19 protein-coding genes and 1 tRNA gene are annotated in these 18,757 nt (G+C 72.7%); 11 read left to right on the forward strand and 9 right to left on the reverse strand.

Going from position 1 to position 18,757, the window contains the following annotated elements; genetic code table 11:
• Positions 1-45 precede the first annotated feature (45 nt).
• A complete protein-coding gene (locus ACZ6Y1_RS34185; RefSeq protein WP_469639289.1) occupies positions 46-627 on the reverse strand; it encodes a TMEM165/GDT1 family protein in 582 nt (193 codons plus the stop codon).
• 528 nt (positions 628-1,155) lie between these two features.
• On the opposite strand from ACZ6Y1_RS34185, the gene ACZ6Y1_RS34190 reads away from it, so the two are divergent.
• From ACZ6Y1_RS34190 to ACZ6Y1_RS34205, 4 genes are all read left to right on the forward strand, one after another.
• Complete coding sequence (locus ACZ6Y1_RS34190; protein ID WP_469639436.1) at positions 1,156-1,800, forward strand: HNH endonuclease family protein; 645 nt, start codon at positions 1,156-1,158, stop codon at positions 1,798-1,800.
• A 105-nt stretch (positions 1,801-1,905) separates the two neighbouring features.
• On the forward strand, positions 1,906-3,573 hold the full coding sequence (locus ACZ6Y1_RS34195; protein ID WP_469639292.1) for an alkaline phosphatase D family protein: 1,668 nt from the start codon (positions 1,906-1,908) through the stop codon (positions 3,571-3,573).
• A 161-nt stretch (positions 3,574-3,734) separates the two neighbouring features.
• Positions 3,735-4,358 carry a DedA family protein gene (locus ACZ6Y1_RS34200; protein WP_469639296.1) on the forward strand — a complete coding sequence of 208 codons (624 nt, stop codon included), beginning with the start codon at positions 3,735-3,737 and terminating at the stop codon, positions 4,356-4,358.
• 412 nt (positions 4,359-4,770) lie between these two features.
• Positions 4,771-5,361, forward strand: a complete 591-nt coding sequence (locus ACZ6Y1_RS34205) for a hypothetical protein (RefSeq protein WP_469639299.1) — start codon at positions 4,771-4,773, stop codon at positions 5,359-5,361.
• A 273-nt stretch (positions 5,362-5,634) separates the two neighbouring features.
• Here the strand turns inward: ACZ6Y1_RS34205 and ACZ6Y1_RS34210 are convergent, their stop codons facing one another.
• On the reverse strand, positions 5,635-5,868 hold the full coding sequence (locus ACZ6Y1_RS34210; protein WP_469639302.1) for a DUF2277 domain-containing protein: 234 nt from the start codon (positions 5,866-5,868) through the stop codon (positions 5,635-5,637).
• Between the two features lie 7 nt (positions 5,869-5,875).
• Entirely contained in the window at positions 5,876-6,541 is a 666-nt protein-coding gene (locus tag ACZ6Y1_RS34215; RefSeq protein WP_469639305.1) for a TRADD-N-associated membrane domain-containing protein, read from the reverse strand.
• Between the two features lie 94 nt (positions 6,542-6,635).
• Between ACZ6Y1_RS34215 and ACZ6Y1_RS34220 the strand changes: the two genes are divergently transcribed.
• From ACZ6Y1_RS34220 to ACZ6Y1_RS34230, 3 genes are all read left to right on the forward strand, one after another.
• A complete protein-coding gene (locus ACZ6Y1_RS34220) occupies positions 6,636-7,928 on the forward strand; it encodes a TerD family protein (RefSeq protein WP_469639308.1) in 1,293 nt (430 codons plus the stop codon).
• Between the two features lie 46 nt (positions 7,929-7,974).
• Positions 7,975-8,049: a 50S ribosomal protein bL37 gene (locus tag ACZ6Y1_RS34225; protein ID WP_099895366.1), complete on the forward strand. Its 75-nt coding sequence runs from the start codon at positions 7,975-7,977 to the stop codon at positions 8,047-8,049.
• Between the two features lie 189 nt (positions 8,050-8,238).
• Positions 8,239-8,844, forward strand: a complete 606-nt coding sequence (locus ACZ6Y1_RS34230; protein ID WP_469639311.1) for a hypothetical protein — start codon at positions 8,239-8,241, stop codon at positions 8,842-8,844.
• A gap of 193 nt (positions 8,845-9,037) precedes the next feature.
• On the opposite strand, the gene ACZ6Y1_RS34235 is transcribed toward ACZ6Y1_RS34230, so the two are convergent.
• Positions 9,038-9,112 (reverse strand) — tRNA-Val (locus ACZ6Y1_RS34235).
• A 65-nt stretch (positions 9,113-9,177) separates the two neighbouring features.
• On the opposite strand from ACZ6Y1_RS34235, the gene ACZ6Y1_RS34240 reads away from it, so the two are divergent.
• The 3 genes from ACZ6Y1_RS34240 to ACZ6Y1_RS34250 all read left to right on the forward strand — a co-directional run bounded on the left by ACZ6Y1_RS34240 (position 9,178) and on the right by ACZ6Y1_RS34250 (position 11,723).
• Positions 9,178-10,470 (forward strand): hypothetical protein, encoded by a 1,293-nt coding sequence (locus tag ACZ6Y1_RS34240; protein WP_469639314.1) that lies wholly within the window; start codon positions 9,178-9,180, stop codon positions 10,468-10,470.
• Between the two features lie 329 nt (positions 10,471-10,799).
• Positions 10,800-11,327, forward strand: coding sequence for a DUF4383 domain-containing protein (locus tag ACZ6Y1_RS34245; RefSeq protein ID WP_469639439.1), 528 nt, complete (start codon positions 10,800-10,802; stop codon positions 11,325-11,327).
• Between the two features lie 174 nt (positions 11,328-11,501).
• Positions 11,502-11,723, forward strand: coding sequence for an FmdB family zinc ribbon protein (locus ACZ6Y1_RS34250; protein WP_469639317.1), 222 nt, complete (start codon positions 11,502-11,504; stop codon positions 11,721-11,723).
• A gap of 24 nt (positions 11,724-11,747) precedes the next feature.
• On the opposite strand, the gene ACZ6Y1_RS34255 is transcribed toward ACZ6Y1_RS34250, so the two are convergent.
• The 4 genes from ACZ6Y1_RS34255 to ACZ6Y1_RS34270 are packed head-to-tail and all read right to left on the reverse strand — an operon-like array spanning position 11,748 to position 16,922.
• On the reverse strand, positions 11,748-12,410 hold the full coding sequence (locus ACZ6Y1_RS34255; protein WP_469639320.1) for an O-methyltransferase: 663 nt from the start codon (positions 12,408-12,410) through the stop codon (positions 11,748-11,750).
• Positions 12,407-13,228: an HAD family hydrolase gene (locus tag ACZ6Y1_RS34260; RefSeq protein WP_469639323.1), complete on the reverse strand. Its 822-nt coding sequence runs from the start codon at positions 13,226-13,228 to the stop codon at positions 12,407-12,409. Before ACZ6Y1_RS34260 ends, ACZ6Y1_RS34255 begins: the two co-directional genes overlap by 4 nt.
• A complete protein-coding gene (locus ACZ6Y1_RS34265) occupies positions 13,225-15,747 on the reverse strand; it encodes a phosphoribosyltransferase (protein WP_469639327.1) in 2,523 nt (840 codons plus the stop codon). The genes ACZ6Y1_RS34260 and ACZ6Y1_RS34265 overlap by 4 nt, the downstream gene beginning before the upstream one ends.
• Positions 15,748-15,755: 8 nt before the next feature.
• Positions 15,756-16,922 (reverse strand): HpcH/HpaI aldolase/citrate lyase family protein, encoded by a 1,167-nt coding sequence (locus ACZ6Y1_RS34270; RefSeq protein WP_469639330.1) that lies wholly within the window; start codon positions 16,920-16,922, stop codon positions 15,756-15,758.
• A 194-nt stretch (positions 16,923-17,116) separates the two neighbouring features.
• On the opposite strand from ACZ6Y1_RS34270, the gene ACZ6Y1_RS34275 reads away from it, so the two are divergent.
• Positions 17,117-17,863 (forward strand): TerD family protein, encoded by a 747-nt coding sequence (locus ACZ6Y1_RS34275; protein ID WP_469639333.1) that lies wholly within the window; start codon positions 17,117-17,119, stop codon positions 17,861-17,863.
• Between the two features lie 76 nt (positions 17,864-17,939).
• On the opposite strand, the gene ACZ6Y1_RS34280 is transcribed toward ACZ6Y1_RS34275, so the two are convergent.
• Entirely contained in the window at positions 17,940-18,680 is a 741-nt protein-coding gene (locus tag ACZ6Y1_RS34280) for a TerD family protein (protein ID WP_469639336.1), read from the reverse strand.
• Positions 18,681-18,757 lie beyond the last annotated feature (77 nt).

The raw sequence follows: 18,757 nt of genomic DNA on the forward strand, positions 1-18,757 counted from the left end.
CGCAGGGACGGGGCCGGGGACGGCGCCCCGGGGGGGGGGGGGGGGTCAGCCCGTGATCGCCTCGTACAGCGAGAACACGGCCAGGGCCCCCATCACCGCCGCCGCCACCTTCGTGATCAGCCGCAGCGGCACGTACTTCATCAGCGTCCGCCCGCCCAGGATGCCGATGCCCGCGACCGCCCAGAGGGCCAGCACCGCACCGAGGCCGACCGAGACGGGGTTGTCGTAGCGTGCGGCGAGGTTGGCCGTCATGATCTGCGTCAGGTCACCGAACTCCGCCACCAGGATCAGCATGAACCCGGCCCCGGAGACCTTCCAGAAGGACTGGTCGGCGGGCGCCCTGACCTCTTCCTCCCCGTCGCTCTTCTTCAGGAGCAGCATCGCCGCACCGGCCAGGAACAGGACGCCCACGACCGCCTGGACGAGGCGGTGCGGGAGCAGCGTCAGGACGCTGCCCGCGGCGATGGCCAGCGCCACGTGCACGGCGAAGGCGGCGGCGACGCCCGCGAAGACGTACGAGGCGCGGTAGCGGGTGCCGAGCATCAGGCCGGCGAGGGCCGTTTTGTCGGGGAGCTCGGCGAGGAAGACGACGCCGAAGGCGATCGCCAAGACGGTGAAGCTGAACACGGAGGAGGAACCTCTATCGGTCGGGCAGGACGCCATCGGTACCGAGAGACCTGGGTTGTGTCAGGGGTCGCTTCGGCTCGGCGGCGCCCCGATCGGTTGCGTACGCGCGCACGAACGCGCTTCCGCATGGACAGGACACTGCGGCCGAAGGTCTCGCTGGCGGGCCACGTGCAAACAACGTGGTCTGCCTCCGGGCGCCGGCTGGGATGACCCAGCAGTATGTCGACGGTCCGGCGAAGAGCTACTCCCCTTCTGCTCCGAACAGAGTACGCGACGGCCGCCGCCGCCCGGAATGGGCCTTTGGTCCCGAACCCGTCGGCCGCATCCTCCCGGACACCTCTCACCGCATCGGGGAATCTCAACTTCCGCTTGAAACAAGAGCTTTGCAAAGCTTGATGTGACGTGCACATGTCGCCAGGCTGTCACCTGGCGCCCATCCCCGCGAAACCCGGCGCCGACAGCATGGCCGCGCCCCGCCGGGGCCGCACGGCCACCATCCCCCCACCCAGGGAGCCCCTCATGGCACTCATATCCAACGTCTACGCGCGTCGACTCAGCGTGCTCGCGTCCGCGGCCGCGCTCGCCGCGCTCACCTCCCTCGTCGGCGCGCCCGCCGCCCAGGCAGCCCCGCCCACCCCCATCAGCGCGGCCGCCGCCCGCGCCTACCTGGCGACGGTCACCCCGCAGGCGGAAGGTTCCAGCACCGGCTACAGCCGCGACCTCTTCCCGCACTGGAGCACCGTCTCCGGCACCTGCAACACCCGCGAGACCGTCCTCAAGCGTGATGGCGTGGGCGTCCTCACCGACTCCTCCTGCGCCTCGGTGAGCGGCAGCTGGTACTCCGAGTACGACGGCGCCACCTGGACCGCCGCCTCCGATCTCGACATCGACCACGTCGTGGCGCTCTCCGAGGCCTGGCGCTCCGGCGCCAGCTCCTGGACCACCAGCAAGCGCCAGCAGTTCGCCAACGACCTCACCCGCCCGCAGCTCATCGCGGTCACCGACAACGTCAACCAGGCCAAGGGCGACCTCGACCCGGCCGAGTGGCTGCCGTCGCGGACCGCCTACCGCTGCACGTACGCGCGGATGTGGGTCCACGTGAAGCAGTACTGGGGCCTGAGCATGGACTCCGCCGAGAAGACGGCGCTGGTGAACGTCCTGAACGGCTGCTGACCCTCCTGCCTGCCGTCCCTCCCGTCTCTCCCCCGCCAGGGGGAGGCGCGGCTCCCCCTCCCCGTCGTACCGTGATCCAAGGGGATACGGAGGAGGGGGAGTTGCATGGCCGGGTTGCGTCTGGGGCCACTGCTGCGCCATGTCGACTGGGACACGGGCCGGTCGGCGACCATATGGGTCGAGGCGGACCGCCCGTGCACGGCCGAGGTGCGGTGCGCGGACGGGGCCGGCGGCAGTGCGCGGACCTTCCAGATAGCCGGCCACCACTATGCGCTCGTGCCGGTGACGGGCCTGATCCCGGGCACGGTCACGGAGTACGAGGTGCTGCTCGACGGGGTACGGGTGTGGCCGCTCGCCGACAGCCGCTTCCCGGCCAGCACGATCGGCACTCCGGCCGTGGCCGGCCCGGGCCCGGCCCGGCCCTCGCCCGGGGTGCGCGTCACCTTCGGCTCCTGCCGCCAGGCCGCGCCGCCCGCCGGACGGCACGGGCGGCACGGCCCGGACGCCCTGGACACCCTCGCGGCGCGGCTGGCCGCCGACCCGGAGGCGGTCCGGCCGGACGTACTGCTGCTGCTCGGCGACCAGGTGTACGCGGACGCGCTGTCGGCGGAGACCCGGAAGTGGCTGGCCGCCCGGCGGGACCTGCGGGAGGCGCCGGGCGCACAGGTCGCGGATTACGAGGAGTACACGCGGCTGTATGACGAGTCCTGGCTCGACCCGGAGATCCGCTGGCTCCTCTCCACCGTGCCGAGCCTGCACATATTCGACGACCACGACGTCATCGACGACTGGAACACGAGCGCGGCCTGGCTGGCGGAGATGCGGGCGACGCCGTGGTGGCAGGAGCGGGTGCTCAGTGGGCTGATGTCGTACTGGGTGTACCAGCACCTGGGCAACCTCTCGCCCGCCGAGCTGGAGGCGGACGCGCTCTACGCAGCGGTACGGCGGACCCCTGACGGCACCGATGCGCTACGGGCCTTCGCGTCGGCGGCCGACGCCGATCCGGGCACGGTGCGCTGGAGCTACCGGCGCGACTTCGGCCGGACCAGGCTGCTGATGGTGGACACCCGTGCGGCGCGGGTGCTGGCCGAGGACGGCCGGGCGATGCTCGATCCGGCGGAGTGGGAATGGCTGCGCGACAACGCCCTGGCGGGGCACGGCGGTTATGACCACCTCCTGATCGGGTCCTCACTGCCGTGGCTGATGCCGCCGCTGATCCACGATGCCGAGACGTGGAACGCCGCGGTGTGCCGCGGGGATCGGGGACCGCGGTGGGCGCGGATCGGGGAGAACCTGCGGCGGCGCAGCGATCTGGAGCACTGGGCCGCGTTCCCGGCCTCGTTCGCGATGCTGACGGACCTGATCGAGGAGGTGGCGACGGGGCCGCGGGCGCCGGCGACGGTGGCCGTCCTGTCCGGGGACGTGCACCACGCGTATGTCGCCGAACCTCGGATACCCAGCACGGCCCGGGTGTTCCAGCTGACGTGCTCGCCCGTGCACAACTCCATCCATACCGCCGTGAAGTGGGGTTTCCGGCTGGGCTGGTCGCGGCTGGGCCGGTGGCTGGGCCGCGGCTTCACCCGCCACGGGCGCACGGGCCGCCCGCCGCTCAGCTGGCGGCGTACGGCGGGTCCGTGGTTCGGGAACCAGCTGATGACGCTGGCCCTGTCCGGCCGCACGGCGCGGCTCCAACTCGACCAGGCGCGCAAGAAGGGCCGAACCGGCGCCGAGCTCGAGACCGTGCTGGACCGGGAGCTGACGGAAGTGGTGTAACGGGCGATGCGGCTGACACACCTGAGGTCAGGGGCTGCCCCGGGGGTTCAAGGGGTGGACTCCGGGCGTACGCTGTATGGCTGTCAGCCGCTCCTGCCGCTCCCCCGCGACGTCGCGGCGCTTCATGCCGCAGCACGTCAACCGGACTGGGGAGTCCCGCTTTGTTTGAGACTCTGGGGTCGCTGACCGCGAGCCCATGGATCTACGCCGTGGTGGCCGTGTCCGTCGTGCTGGACGTCTTCCTCCCGGTCCTGCCGAGCGGGGTTCTGGTGATCACCGCGGCCGCTGCGGCGGCGGCTGCCGGGGCGGCGGGCCCCGTGCCGGTGACCACGCAGGTCCCGGACATCCTCGCCCTGCTCGTGATCGCCACGACCGCGTCGGTGCTGGGTGACATGGCGGCGTTCCGGCTGGCCCGGCGCGGCGGGGCCCGGCTGGACCGGGCCATCGCCCGCTCCCGCCGGCTGACCCGCGCCCACGAACGGCTGGGCACGGCCCTGGCCCGCGGCGGTGGCGCCCTCGTCGTGATCGCCCGCTTCGCCCCGGCGGGGCGCTCGGTGGTGTCGCTGGGCGCGGGCAAGACCCACCGCAAGGTGAAGGACTTCCTCCCCTGGTCGGTACTGGCCGGCATGGCCTGGGCCGGCTACAGCGTGTCCCTCGGCTACTTCGGCACCCAGTGGCTGGGCACCCAATGGCTCGGCACGGCCCTCTCCCTGGTGGCCCTGTTCGCTGCGGGCGCCCTGGCCGCGTTCCTCCTCCGCCGCCCCCAGCCCACCCCGGCCACGTAGCGGCCACCGCGCCCAGCCGCCCCAGCCCTCGGGACCGGGGCTCAGCCCCGGGGACCGGGCCCCAGCCCCGGGGACCGGGCCCCAGCCGTCGGGACCGGGCCGCCGGGCAATTGGAGCCGGCACCGGGCCGCGGGCCGCGGGGCTCGGGGCTCAGGCCTCGGGGGCAGGCTCCGAGGCCGAGGGGGCGAGGGCAGGGGGCCGGAGGGCAATCGGCTCGGCCGGGGCTTCGGTGGGGGGCGGTCCCGCGCAGCGGATCGGCTCCCCCGGCCGGAGCAGCGGCTCACCCGTTCACCCGACCCCGCGCGCCGTGCCCCGGCCGGGCTCCTAGCGTCCGAAGCACGGTGCGCAACCGAATCCGCGTCACATCCGTGCCCTGGCCGCGCCGTTTCGAGGAGCCCGAGGAGTTCTCTCCATGCACGCCACGCCGCCGCAGGCCAAGCCGCCGCACACCAAGCCCCCCGCCCACTCGCCCGGCAGCCGGCACGGCACCAGCACCGGCACCGGGCCCGGACCCGGCCCGCGTCGCCGCGCCGCCGCCTTGGCCGGCGCGACCCTCGCCGTCGCCGCCCTCGCCGCCGTCACCCCCGCCACACTGGCCCACGCCTTCCCCTCCGCCACCGTCTCGCCCAGCACGGTCGCGCCCGGCGGCCGGGTGGCCCTCAACCTCGCCGGCTGCAGCAGCAGAACCGGCAGGGCCTCCTCCACCGCCTTCGGCGAGGTGCTTCTGACACCCGGCAACCTGCAGGCCACCAACCTCTCCGCCGGCGCCACCATCTCCCGCAACGCCTCCATCGGCACCCACCGGGTGCTCTTCGAGTGCGGGAGCCCGGCCGGCGACCGCGTCACCGTCAATATCCAGGTCATCTCGGGTGCCGCCCGGGGCGGGACCGGCGGCAGCATCGCCTCCATGAGCCCGGGCATGATCGCCGCGGGCGGAGCGCTGGCCGCCGGGGCGCTCGGCACCGGCGTGTGGCTGCTGCGCCGCCGCTCGGCAGCCGGCTGACCTCCCCCGCACCGCCCCTCCGGCGTCGCGGGGGTGGCCGTCGGTCCCCCCTGCCCGCGCCGCCTGCCCCTGGTCGTCGTACTGCGAACCGCCGCACCGCCGCCCGCCTGGGACCCGTACGGCCTGCTCATGCTCGGGGTGAACGGCCCGAGGCCCGCCCCGGGTGCACGACGGGACCGGCGGGGTCCGCCTGCATCCGTACACGGAGCGCGACTCCGTAGGAGGGCGCCGCCCCCCGCGCCGCCGCATGACGGTCGTCGGGAACCCCGTACCTCAGGCCGAGGCCGTGGCGGACGCCTGTCCCCGTACCTGGAGGCCGTCGAGCAGCGCTGCCGTGGCCTCGGCGACGGCGTCCACGGCGGCCTCGAAGACCTCGTGGTTGTGCGCGGCGGGCGCTCTGAATCCGGAGACCTTCCGTACGTATTGCAGTGCGGCGGCGCGGATCTCCTCCTCGGTGGCCTTCTCGGGGATGGCGGGCGGGCGCAGGGTCTTGATGGAACGGCACATACCTCCACTATGCCGGGGGCAGTTCCGCCCCGGACAGCTTCATGATGAGCCCGGCCTGTATCCGTGCCCGCAGTTGCCGGTCCTCGACGGCGTCGAGCAGTCCGATGGCCTGCTGCATGGTCTCGGCGGTCCGCCGGTCGTCGCGCAGCGAGGCGGTCTGGTCGGTCATGTGCCGGAGCGCGATGTCGGCCCGGCGGTGGAACAGCTGCCCGATGAGGGTCACGACCAGTCCGACGGAGCCGGTCACGATCCCGAGGTAGAGGTCCCCGGTGCTCTCGGCCTTCCACACGGCCGATCCCACCCCGGCAAGCAGGATCAGTGCGCCCGCCGCGGCGAAGCGCTGGCTGGTCGCGAAGCTGCTGCGGGCCTGTGTCAGCCCGTACGCGTAGTACTCGACGAGGAGCGGCGTGAACTCGTCCCGCCGCGCTTCGGGCAGCCCGGCGGGCGGCCGTACGGCGCTCACGTCCTCGAACTTGGTCGCCCCGGGCCGTGCCGCGGGCACGACGGCGAGGGGCGCTCCCGCGGGCTCGGCGAGCCCCGCGAGCAGCCGCGCCCGTTCTTCCTCCCGGCGCTGCTCGAACCGCGTCCCACGGATCCGTTCCAGCACCACCAGCACCACCGCGACGACCCCGGCAGCCCCGGCAGCCCCGCCCCACGCCAGCCACTCGCCCATCCCCCGACGATCCCACGGCCCCCGGACGGCGCCAAGGGGCCGGAGCGCTGTGGCACAGTGACGCCATCGATCGGGACACTCGGGGGGCGGGCACATGGCGGTACTGGAAAAGGGCGGCAACACACCCGTCACCACGGATCCGCTCACCGCCTCCCTCCTCCACGCCGGCGCCCCCGTGGACCTCAGCGCCCTGCTGGTCACCGCGGACGGCAGGGTCCGGTCGGACGACGACCTGGTCTTCTACAACCAGCCGTCCGCCGAGTCCGGGGCGGTCCGCCACCTGGCCGCCGACGCCTCCGGGCCCGAACGCGTCGAGGTGGACCCGTCCGCCCTGCCCGCCGAGGTGGACCGGGTGGTCCTGGTCGCGAGCTGCGACCCGGACGACGCCGCCCGCACCTTCCGCGAGGTGAGTGACGTACGGGTGCGGGCCGCGCAGGCCGGCACGGAGCCGGTGGAGTTCCGCGTTCCGCCCCTCACCGACGGCGAACGGGCCGTACTGCTGCTGGAGATCTACCGGCGCGGCTCCGGCTGGAAGCTGCGCGCCATCGGCCAGGGGTACGCGAACGGCCTGGCGGGCCTGGCCACGGACTTCGGCGTGACGGTGGCTTCCGAGCCCCCCGCCCAGGCCCCGACCCGCAGGCCCGAACCCACACCCGCCCCCACCCCCGCACCCGCACCCGCACCCACACCCACCCCGGCATCGGCACCGAACGCCCCCAGGCCCTACCCCCTCGGCAAGATCAGCCTGGACAAGGGCGGCCGGGCCTCCATCAGCCTGGACAAGCAGGACCGCGAACTGGTGGTGACCGCCACCCTGGAGTGGGACGGCGGCAGCGACCAGCGCCGCCGGCGCGGCGCCGACCTGGACCTCTACGCCCTGTTCGTCCCCGCCTCCGACGTCCAGCGCGGCACGGCCGAACCGGGCACCCTGGTCAAGACCGGCCCGACCAGCGCCAAGAACTCCCAGGCCGTCTACTACAAGCAGCTCGGCTCACTGCACGAGCCCCCGTTCATCAAGCTGGACGGCGATGCCCGCAAGCCCGGCCGCGAAACCCTGCGCATCACCCGCCCGGAGCAACAGGGCTACGTCCTGCTCTGCGCGTACTCAGCGCTCAGCAACGGCTTCGGCTCCTTCCGCAGCTTCGGGGCCCATGTGATCGTCACCGACGGCCGCGGCTCCACGGTGACGGTCCCGCTCTACGAGAACACCAAGACCCGCTACTGGGTGGCGATAGCCCTCGTCGACTTCACGGGCCCGGACGGCGCGGCGATCCGCCACATCGAGGCGTACAGCGGCCGCATGACCGAACGCCGGCCGGTCCTCCACCCGGATGGAACCATCCAGATGAACGCAGGCCCTGTGGAGTTCAAGCGCCCCGGAACCTAGACTGACGGGGCCATGAAAGATCCCCGAATGCAGGGAGATGTCCCGTATGGCCAAGCGAGGTAACAAGAAGCGCGCCCGCAAGAAGAAGAAGGCCAACCACGGCAAGCGCCCCAACGCCTGACCGAAAGGCCCCCCGCCGAGCCCGGCGGGGGGCCTTCGCACGGCTCCCGTTGACGTCATCGGTGGAGGTGGGACACGGGTCCCGTGCGCGGTCCGTGCTCCTGTGCACTCTTGCGCGCCTGGCCTGCGGCCCACACCGTGAGGAACGTGCGGCTCGGCGTTTTGACCACGCAGGGGGAGGGCGACACACGTGAGTTCAGCGACACCTTGGGCCACCAGGACGTTCGGCGCCTTGGCCGGCCGGCTGGCCGAGACCATCCCGTCCTGTCTCATGGAAGCCCACGACAGGGCCCGGCACGGACACGAGGGCGTCCACACTCAAACCCTGGAAGCGTACGGCCACGGGCTCCACGCAGCGCAGTACGAGGCACTCGCAGCCGGTCTGGCACCTTTCGAGGGCGCGACCTCGCGTCGACTGCAGGGCCGCAAGGTGATGATCATCGGCGGCAACGCGGTCTACCCGATCCGCTATGCGAAGAAGGACGTGCCGGTCACCGAGGCGCGGCTGCGGAAGGCTGCCGGCTTCCGGGCCGACCTGATCCGCCGCCACGGCCCACAGCCGATGCAGCAGACGTTCGACCTCGGCCTGGACGAACTGAACGAAGAACACGTCCATCCGGACGTGGCTCTCCTGCCACATGACCTTCGCCTGATCATCGTGGCGTATGCCTGCTCCATGGAGCGGGGCGTGATGCGGATCGAGTGGGGCGACGCCGAGCTACGGCGCGAGGACCGCTACCTCATCTGGCACCACCACGAGCCCATCCACCCGCCGGCCACCCCTCGCGCGGCCTAGCAACAGCGCCCGGGCCGGCCACGACATGCGCCCCGCCGCCGACACCCCTGGTCCCATCAGCGCTTGTGTGCCCTGTACCGCTCGGCCCTTGCGGTGCCTGGGCAGAGCACCACGAACCGAAACCGGGCGCTGCGATGCCGTCGAGGACTACCGTCAAAGGCCCCCAACCATGATCGGTTGGGGGCCTCTGCACTGGTGGGCGCGGACGGTTTCGAACCGCCGACATCTGCTTTGTAAGAGCAGCGCTCTACCCCTGAGCTACGCACCCGTGGACGAGTGGACAGCCTACATGGCGGGCACACCCCCCACGCAAACCCGTTCCCGTGAGGGAGAATGGGCCGGGGCAGGGCTGGCGCGGACGCGTACGGGAGAGGGATTGTGACGACGGCATCCCGGCGGTGGTTCGGCGGGCGGGACGAGAGTCGGCGGGCGGACGCGCAGGCGGCCAAGGACGCCGCCGCCGCGGCGTTCTACGAGCTCGACACCGCGCAGCGGGATCTGCGGATCTCCATCGAGACGATCGCGGCGGCGGACGGGTCGCCCGCCGCGCGGCAGGCGATCGACGGGTTCTCCGCGCTCGGCCGGCGGATCGACCAGGTCAGCCACGTGTACATCGAGGCGGTCGACGCGCACGACCTGGACCGGGCCGAGCTGGAGGCCTCGGTGGCCGCGCGGGCCCGGGAGCAGCTGACGCGGGCCCGGGACGAGCTGGTACGGGTCAAAGGGGAGCTGGACCGGTTCGCGCAGGGACTGCAGCCGCTGCTGGACAGGGCGGAGACGCAGCTGGCGCGCGTCGCGCCGGCCCGGGAGCGGGCGAAGGCGGCGCTGCTGGCGGCCAGTGACGCGCTGGATTCCGTACGGGCCAAGGGGATGCGGGCCGACGAGCTGGCGGCGCGGCTGGCGGCGCTGGGGCCGGAGCTGACGAAGCTGAACCAGGGCGCGGCCCTGCACGGGGTGCAGGAGACGGTGCAGCGCGCGGACCGGATCCTGCGGGACGCGGAGGCGATACGGGCCGAGGCGGAGCGGCTGCCGGAGCGGGCAGCGGAGATCGACCGGCGGCTGGTGAGCCTGCGCACGCGCGCGCAGGCGTTGCGCAACCGGGCGGACCGGGTGGATCCGGTGCTGAGCGAGCTGCGGCGGAGGTTCTCGGCGGCGTGCTGGCAGGACCTCCAGCACGTTCCCGACCAGGCCGTACGGGACGTGGCGGAGGCCGAGGACCGGTTGTTCGAGGCGGGCCGGGCGCGGGACGAGCAGCGCTGGGCCGATGTGTCGGCGCTGATCGACGCGGTGCGCGCCTCCCTGGACGCGACCGACGAGGCGGTGTCGGCGGCGCAGGACCGGCTGACGCGGCTGGAGGCCGTGGCGCGGGATCCGCAGGCGGAGGTGGACCGGACGCGCTTCGCGATCCGCGACGCCCAGCGCCTGGCGATGGCGGGGCGCAGCGTGCCCGATCCGCGGCACGCGGGGCCTCTGGACCAGTCGGTGGCCAGGGTGGAGCGGGCGCTGGCCGGGCTGGAGGGGAGGCATCCCGACTACTGGCACTTCCTTCAGGAGATGGAGGAGGTCCGGCAGGCGGTGGGCCGCGTGGTGTCGGACATCCGGGACGGGCGCGCCGCCGCCGGATGACCTTCCGTACCGGACTCGCAGACTCCTGTTTTCGGATTTGTCCCGATGTGTTCTGCGGCGGATGCTGGAGGTGCCCGGGTTGCCGGGCACGGAGTACCGGGAACGGAGCAGAGGAGGGCGGTATGGCTGCCCACGCTTTTCACTCGTCCCATCGGTCTCGTGCGCTCCGGCGGGAGCGGCGGGCGCCCGTGCCCGTGCCCAGCGGGAAGACCAGCGAGGAGTACGTGACGCACGCGCTCTATGGGTGCACCGAGCCTCATGAGAACTACGCGCCGTACGTGCCCCACGAGTCCTACGTGCCCAGCACGCCACGGGTCTCCCACGACTGGGTGAGCCGTGCGCTGCACCCCGTCAACGCCAAGCTGGACGAGCACCTGCCCGCCGACCACAAGCTCAGCAAGGTCTACCGGGTCGGCGCGGGTCTGACCGGGCTGCTGCTGGTCGTCTTCGGGGTCCTGGGGCTCATCGACCAGATCGGGTTCTTCGACACGGGCGGCGACACGGTGCTCGCCCTGAACACCAACGGTGCGCTGAGCGTGCTGTCGATCTGCATCGGCGTGCTGCTGTTCGTCGGGATGGTGATCGGCGGAACCTTCGCATCCAAACTCAACATCGTGCTGGGGGTGGCGTTCATCCTGAGCGGTTTCGTCAATCTGGCGCTGTTGGACACGGAATTCAACTTCCTCGCCTTCGAGATCCAGAACGTGCTGTTCAGCTTCGTCGTCGGCGTGATGCTGATGTGGTTCGGGATGTACGGGCGGGTGGGCAGCGCCCTGCCGCACGACAATCCGTACTGGCGCGCCCGCCATCCCGAGCAGGCCGCCCGGGAGCAGCGGGCCGCGCACGCCCGCCGGTGAGCCCCTGAGGCCCAGAGCCGGTCATCCCCAGAGCCGGTCATCCCCAGAGCCCGGTCATCCCCAGCGCCCGTGAGCCCCAGCGCCCGTGAGCCGCCGAGCCCGTGAGCCCCCAAGCCGCTGAGCCGCTGAGCCCGTGAGCCGCTGACCGGGCCCCGCAGCACCTACTCTGTCCGCATGCCTCGATACGAGTTCCGCTGCCGCACCTGTGACGACACCTTTGAGGTCAGCCGGCCCATGGCCGAGTCGTCCGCCCCCGCCGACTGCCCCGCCGGGCACGCCGACACCGTCAAGCTGCTCTCCGCCGTCGCCGTCGGCGGAACCAGCAGCGCCCCCGCGCCCGCCATGCGCGGCGGAGCCGGGGGCGGCGGCTGCTGCGGTGGGGGCGGCTGCGGCTGAGCCGCCCCCGGCCGCGGGGCGTGTCTAGCGCTTGCGGGAGAGGGTCAGGCCGTCCGAGATCGCCAGCAGGACCGACTCCATGCGGGTGTCCGCCGAGACGTGGTCGTTGAAGGCGCGGACGCCCGCCGCCGCGGCGCTGTGGTCCGACGCGTCGACGACCGTGCCGTGGAAGAGGGTGTTGTCCGTGACGATCAGGCCGCCGGTGCGCAGCCTCGGCACGAGTTCCTCCCAGTACGCGATCTGGCTCTGCTTGTCGGCGTCGATGTAGGCCATGTCGATGTGCGGTTCGGCCGGCATTCCCCGCAGGGTGTCCAGCGCCGGGGCGATCCGCAGGTCGATGCGGTCCGCGACGCCCGCCCGCTCCCAGGCCTCGCGGCCGTACGCCGTCCACTCCTCGGAGACGTCGCAGGCGATGAGCCGGCCGTCGGCGGGGAGGGCCTGCGCCATGGAGAGGGTGGAGAAGCCGGTGAAGGTGCCGATCTCCACGATGTGCCGGGCCCCGGTCAGGCGGACGAGGAAGGCCAGCAGCGGTCCCTGCTCCTGCGCCGACTGCATCCCGGCGACGTCGGGGAACTCGGCGTACGTCGTCGCCACCAGCCCTCTCTGGACCTCGTCCAGCGGCGGGTTGTGGTCGAGCATGTACCGGTAGAGCTCGTCGGTGATCTTGGTCGAATTGCCCTTGGTCATGCGCTCAGTGTCGCAACCGTCCGGCCGAACGCGCGGACGATCTCCTCGCCCGCCGCGACGCCGGCGGCCGTCAGGGCCGTCACGTTCGGCGCGGTCCAGGCCGCGTCGGCCAGTTCTCCGTGGCCCGGCCGCCAGGCCCGGTCCGCCGCGAGCAGCAGGTCCGCGTCCAGCAGCGAGTCACCGGCGGCGAGGGTGGTCGTGGCGCCGGTGCGGCGGGCCACCTCGCGCATGGCCGCGCTCTTGGTCAGCGGGCGCGGGACGGCGTAGATCTTCCGGCCCTGGAGCGAGATCGTCCAGCCTCGGGCCTCGGCCCACTCCGTCAGCGCCTTCAGCCACTCGTCGGGGACCAGGGCCCGCTCGACGACCAGGTACGCGAACAGGTCCTCCGCCACCCGCGTCTTGCGCAGCCACGCCGGGTCGGCCGCCGCCAGCAGGTGCCCGTGGACCTCCTCCAGCGGCGCGCACTCCTGCGCGAGCCGCTTCGCGACCGCCCGCCGCCAGTCCCGGTCGGCCACCCCGTCGACCAGCAGCTGGCCGCCGTTCGCGCAGATCGCGTACGGGGCCGGGCGGCCGGGGAAGCGGATGCGCTGGTACTGCTTGCGGGTGCGGGTCGTGGTGGGGACGAAGACGACCGCCGGGTCCTCCTTGAGCTCCGCCAGCAGCTCGGCCGCCGTCTCCGTCATGTAGGACAGCGGCTTGCTCTCGTGCACCTCGACGCACAGCAGCCGGGGGGCCGCCGGGTCGGGCATGCTCAGGGCCAGGGCGGCCGTCGAGTAGATGAGCGTACGGTCGAGATCACTGGCTACGAGGACAGTCACTTCGAGGCCACAGCCTTTCCGTCGGCGCCCGTGGCGCCGCGCGTGTATCGGGGGTGGATGAGTCCCACACACGTGTAGGGGAGCCCGTCCACCTCTTCCACCGGGACCCCGCGCTGCTCGGCGAGCAGCCGTACGTGGTCCAGGTCGGCCCCGGCGCCGCGCTGCGCCAGGATCTTCCACGGAACCCGGCGCAGGAGCACGCGGGTGGTCTCGCCGACGCCCGGCTTGACGAGGTTCACGTCGTGGATGCCGTACTCCTCGCTGATCCGCTCCACCGCCGCCCAGCCCTCCCAGGTGGGGGTGCGGTCGGCCGCCAGCAGCTCCTTGACCTCGTCGTCGACGGCGTCGGCGACCTCGTCGAAGCGGGCGGCGACGGTGTCGACGAAGTCGACGGAGACGTCCGCCCCGGCGAGCTCGCGGTAGTACTTGGCGCCGTGGAAGTCTGCGGGCCCGACCAGGTCGGACCTCAGCACCGTACGCGAGATCAGACCGGAGACCGTGGAATTGAGACAGGCGGAGGGGATCAGGAAGTCCTCCCGGGTGCCGTACGTGTCCACGCAGGAGCCCGGGTCGGCGAGGACCACGATCTCCGGGTTGAAGCCCTCGAAGTCGGCGAGGGCGGCGCGCAGCTCGCGGGTGATGGCGCCCTTGCCCGTCCAGCCGTCGACGAAGACGACGTCGGCCGGGTCGTGGTGGGCGGCCAGCCAGCGCAGGGCGTTGGCGTCGATGCCGCGGCCGCGCACGATGGAGACGGCGTAGTGCGGCAGGTCCAGGCCGTGGCGGGCCCGGGCCCAGCGGCGCATCAGCACGCCGACGGGGGTGCCGGCGCGGGCGAGGGACACCAGGACGGGCGACGGGGTGCGCTCGGCGAGGACGGTCTCGGTGACCGTGCCGACGGCCTTGGCCATGCGGGCGGCGGAGGCCTCCAGGGCGCTGCGGTAGAGCTCCTGGTACCGCGGGGACGGCTGGTATTCGACGGGCAGGGACTCGGCGTAGTGCGCGCCGCCCGCCTGGATGGCCTCCTCGCGCTCCTCCGTCGGGGCCTCCAGCTCGACGTCGGAGAAGTCCTGGAGCAGCCAGCCGACGTCCTCGGGCGCGTACGAGGAGAAGGCGGGGCCGCGCAGGGGCTCGGGCATGATCGGCTCCTGCCGGTCGGGTGTGTACGAGGGGACGACGGCCAGGACGACGCGGCCCGTGTGCGGGACGAGGGCGTCGAGCAGCCCGGTCCGGAGTCCGGGGGTGTCGCCGGCCGAGTCGACGACGGCGACGACGGCGTCGAAGCCGGCTCCGGCGACGTTGTAGGCGTACCGGTCGCCGGGGCCGTCGGCGGGGGTGTCGTGGGCCGGGAAGACGAGCCGGGTGCGGATGGCGTAACCGGGGTCGTCGACGGCGAGCACCGGCGAGCGGGTGGTGGTCGAGAAGCGGACCTCGTCGGCGGCGCCGGCCTCTTCCAGGGCCTTGGCGAGGCGCAGGGGCGCGTACATGAGCTCTTCGTTGCCGAGGACGAGGACGCGGCCGGGGTTCGGGCCGAGCGCTGCCGCGAGCTGGGCGGTGAGGTGCGGGAGGGCGGCCTCCAGCCCTTCCCCGTGTGCCGCGGTGAAGCCGTGGCGGCCGCCGTCCGGGACGCCGGCGGGCCAGTCGAGGGCGACGCGGACGACCGGCTGCGGGCCGTCCGCCGGGGCTCCGCCCCGGACCTCGCTCCTCGAATGCCGGAGGGGCTGGATCCGCTCCGCTGCGGGGGCGGCGTCCTTCCCCTCCCACTCCTCCACCAGCGCCTGGCCCTTGGCCAGGACGCCCTCGGGGAGGGTGACCGTGCCGGAGGCGAGGGATATGAGGTCGACGCGGGCGCCCAGTTCGGCGGCGAAGGCCGTGAGGCGGGCCCGGTCGGCCGGGGAGCGCATGTCGACCAGCGCCACGACCACGTAGTGCGCGCGGGGGTGGCGGGCGTGCAGGTCGCGGATGGTGTTCAGGACCGTGTTGCCGGTGGAGAACTCGTCGTCCACCAGGACCAGCGCCCCGGAGCCGGCGAGCATCCCCGGGTCCTGCGGCAGCAGCAGGTGCGAGGTGGCGTGCGAGTGGGACTCCTCGAAGCCGCCCGCCGGCTCCACGCCCGGGACGGGACGGCGGGTGGAGTGCAGGTAGGGGGCGGATCCCAGGCCGTCGGCGACGCAGTGGCCGAGCCCGGTGGCGGTCTCCGCGTAGCCGAGGACCACCGCGGAGGCGGCCGCCTCCTCGCCGAGCAGCGCCCGGACCCGCTGCCCGAGCCCGTACCCCGCGTCGTACACCGTCCGCGGGGACTGCGGGACGTGCTTGCCCAGCACCTGTGAGACCAGCAGGTGCGCGCGCTTGGGATTGCGCCGCAGGGCGAGCCCGAGGAGTTCGCCGAGCCGCGGGCCGCCGGCCGCCTCGCCGGCGCCCTCCCCGGCGTCCTCAAGTCGCACGCCCAGACGGTCCGCGACCCACGTTCCCGACCACACGGTGTCGATCTTCTTGCCTTCCCTCGTCGTCGGCCTCGTCACAGGCCCGCTCACACCTGGAGCCCGGCCGTGAGGAGGTCGACGAAGCCGACCTCCTCCTTCGCCACACCGAAGACCTCGGCGCGCAGCATGGTGCGCTCGGCCCAGGCCCGGTGGGGCTTCACCTCGTTCATTTTGTTCGTGTAGGCGGAACGCATCACTCCGCCGCCGCCGCGCTCGGGGCGCAGGATGTCCTGGGCGTCGCTGAACTCCTCGTGGGAGACCACGGACAGCGCGTGCACGGGTGTGACGTGGGCCGGGTGGATGCAGGTCTTGCCGAGAAGTCCGTTGGCCCGGTCGAGTTCGATCTCGCGCAGCAGTCCGTCCAGGTCGTGCTCGATGAGCGCAGTACGCAGTTCCTCGACGCCCTCCTCCAGGAAGGGGCTGCGGCGCAGCTGGGGCTTGAAGAGGCGCTGCTGGCTGCGGAAGTACTCCCAGACGGGGCCGGTGACGGTGAAGCCGGTGCCGTCGGCCCGGCTCAGTACGTTCACCACGTCCGCGATGACGCCCGCCACGATCTGGACGTCGTAGGCGGTCATGTCGGGGGTGCGGCGCAGGCCGTAGGCGGAGCAGAAGTCGGTGACGCCGAGCCGCAGGGCCAGGACGCGTTCGCGGTGGGCGTTCACGGTGCGGGAGATGCCGGCGAGCGCCTCGATGCGGGTTTCGAGGTGGAGGAGGTCAGGGGTCTCCAGCACGGGCATCGCGTACAGCCGGGGCAGTCCGCTCGCGGCTTCCGCGTCGGCGACGGCGTCGAGGAAGGCGGTGCCGCTGCTCTCGGTGAACTTGGGCAGCACGAATCCGGCCAGGTGCCGCACCGTGTCCCCCAGGCGGCGCACGAGGTCGGGTATCTGGTCGGGGGTGCGGACCCGGATGAAGAGCAGCGGGTGCTCGGCGTCGTCGGCGCCGAGCGCGGCGAACTGCTGGACGAGGTTCTCCTCGGCGCCGAGTACGTCGGCGTCGCTGATGGAATCCTCCAGGCAGAGGACCATGGAGACGACTCCGCGGCCGGCCTGCTTGCGGATGTCCGCGGCGAGGGCGGGGCGGGTCGCCGGGCTGTAGAGGGTGGCGCCGAGGGCCGCCGCGAGGATCCGGGCGGGCGAGGCCTTGGTGAACTCCGCGGGCTCCCGGTGGAAGAGGTCCTTACGGACGCTGGGCGATATGTGCCCAAAGTGACGCATGTGCTTCCCCCGTACTGCCTCGGCGGCCCAACTGGCGTGGCCGGTAATAGTACGTACGAACACGAGTCAAAAATTCCCCAAGCACATGAAATTCAGGTAACCCCCTTGCACCATGCCCACGTCTTTCGATTGAGACAAGGCCTTACGGGGGGCCGCATTGTCGCGCTCCACCCCGGGAAGGCAGGATGACGGGCATGACGCACTCGATGCAGAAGGGCTCGAACATCCCGGTGACCGCGGTGGCGGTCCGGGCGGTGCTGCGCTGGACCGGCGGCCCCGAGGTACCGGACGTGGACGCCTCCGCGCTGCTCGTGGGGCCCGACGGCCGGGTGCGTTCGGACGAGGACTTCGTCTTCTACAACCAGCCCCGGCACCCCTCCGGCGCCGTCTGGCGGCTCGGCAAGAAGCAGCTCGGCGACGCCATCACCGACGCCGTGCAGGCGGACCTGCGTTCGGTGACCCCGGGCGTGGACCGGATCCTGGTGGTGGCCTCCGCCGAGGACGTGCCGTTCCACCGGGTCCGCGACCTGCGGATCCTGCTCTACGACGCCTCCCCGGGCGGCAGCTCCGACCCGCTGGCCTACTTCGACGTACGGCCCGAGACCGGCGCCGAGACGGCCCTGATGTGCGGGGAGCTGTACCGGCGGGGCGACGGGTGGAAGTTCCGCGCGCTGGGCGAGGGTTATTCCAACGGGCTCGTCGGGCTGGCGACCGACCACGGGATCTCGGTCGACGAGAACGCCCCCGAGGCCGAGGCGCAGCCCGCCGCGGGGCCGACCTCCGAGCAGACCGCCGCGATGGCGCCGCCCACGCAGGCCCCGCCGGCCGTCCAGCCCGCCTACGGGTACCCGCAGCCGGTGTCCCCGGCGCCGGTGCCCGGTCCCGGCGGGGACCCGACGTTCCGGCTGCCGGTGCAGGGCCCGCAGTTCATCCGGCGCTGAGCCGCCGGGGCGCCCGGCGAGGCGCCCGGCGAGGCGCCCGGCGAGGCGGCGCCGGGGCCCGTACGGCGCCCCGGCGTCAGTTCTTGGCGCTCTTGTAGCCACGCCCCCACTGGAGCCCCCAGCCGTACAGCCGGTCCAGCTCGGCCTGGAAGCCGTAGACGAACTTCACCTCGCGCCGCACGATCAGCTCGCCCTTGACCTTCTCGAAGGACACCACCGCGCAGGAGCGGGCCTCCGGATGGCGTTCCTCCAGTGCGATCTCGATGCGCGGTCCGGCGCTCGGGAAGAGGGTGACCATGGCGTGGGTCCGGTCGAACGCCGGGGTCTGGTCGTAGATGTAGACGAAGAACAGCAGCCGCTTGATGTCGTCGGCGTGGTCGAGATTGACGTAGAGGGTCTCGCCCGAGGCCGATCCGAAGCGGTCGTCGCCGCTGAGTTTGACGTACGGCGGGTCGTTGATGTCGCCGAGGAGGTTGCCCAGCGGCTGCACGGCGCCCCGGCTGCCGTCGGTGAGCTCGTAGAGGCAGCCCAGGTCCAGGTCGACGTTGACCATGCCCTGGGTGTGCGCCTGCACCATGTCGGGCTTGAAGAGCTTGAACGGGTGCCGGAAGAGCTGCCCGCTCTGGCCGGAGCGGCCGCCGATGTCCGAGGTGCGCATCCGCCAGGACAGGTTGACGCGCAGATTGCCGTGGACCGCCCCCTGTTTGGTGAGCGACACCGTCGGATGTCGCCTGGTCAGCTCGATCGCGTTCGACGAGGCGTTGCCCGACTGGAACTGGCCGGACCGGCTGCCCAGGATGCCGTCGAAGAATCCCATCCCCTACCCCCCTGATACGTACGGAAGCGGGGCGGCCCGCCGGGTCCGTGGACCCGCCCGGCCGCCCCGCACATGGA

Source organism: Streptomyces sp. NPDC053432 (genome assembly GCF_055585365.1).

Bases quoted from the DNA above. Each gene is read 5' to 3' on its own strand.
- ACZ6Y1_RS34195 (WP_469639292.1), top strand. From the start codon at position 1,906: ATGGCCGGGTTGCGTCTGGGGCCACTGCTGCGCCATGTCGACTGGGAC.
- ACZ6Y1_RS34205 (WP_469639299.1), top strand. From the start codon at position 4,771: ATGCACGCCACGCCGCCGCAGGCCAAGCCGCCGCACACCAAGCCCCCC.
- ACZ6Y1_RS34210 (WP_469639302.1), bottom strand. From the start codon at position 5,868: ATGTGCCGTTCCATCAAGACCCTGCGCCCGCCCGCCATCCCCGAGAAG.
- ACZ6Y1_RS34215 (WP_469639305.1), bottom strand. From the start codon at position 6,541: ATGGGCGAGTGGCTGGCGTGGGGCGGGGCTGCCGGGGCTGCCGGGGTC.
- ACZ6Y1_RS34220 (WP_469639308.1), top strand. From the start codon at position 6,636: ATGGCGGTACTGGAAAAGGGCGGCAACACACCCGTCACCACGGATCCG.
- ACZ6Y1_RS34240 (WP_469639314.1), top strand. From the start codon at position 9,178: ATGGGCCGGGGCAGGGCTGGCGCGGACGCGTACGGGAGAGGGATTGTG.
- ACZ6Y1_RS34250 (WP_469639317.1), top strand. From the start codon at position 11,502: ATGCCTCGATACGAGTTCCGCTGCCGCACCTGTGACGACACCTTTGAG.
- ACZ6Y1_RS34255 (WP_469639320.1), bottom strand. From the start codon at position 12,410: ATGACCAAGGGCAATTCGACCAAGATCACCGACGAGCTCTACCGGTAC.
- ACZ6Y1_RS34270 (WP_469639330.1), bottom strand. From the start codon at position 16,922: ATGCGTCACTTTGGGCACATATCGCCCAGCGTCCGTAAGGACCTCTTC.
- ACZ6Y1_RS34275 (WP_469639333.1), top strand. From the start codon at position 17,117: ATGACGCACTCGATGCAGAAGGGCTCGAACATCCCGGTGACCGCGGTG.
- ACZ6Y1_RS34280 (WP_469639336.1), bottom strand. From the start codon at position 18,680: ATGGGATTCTTCGACGGCATCCTGGGCAGCCGGTCCGGCCAGTTCCAG.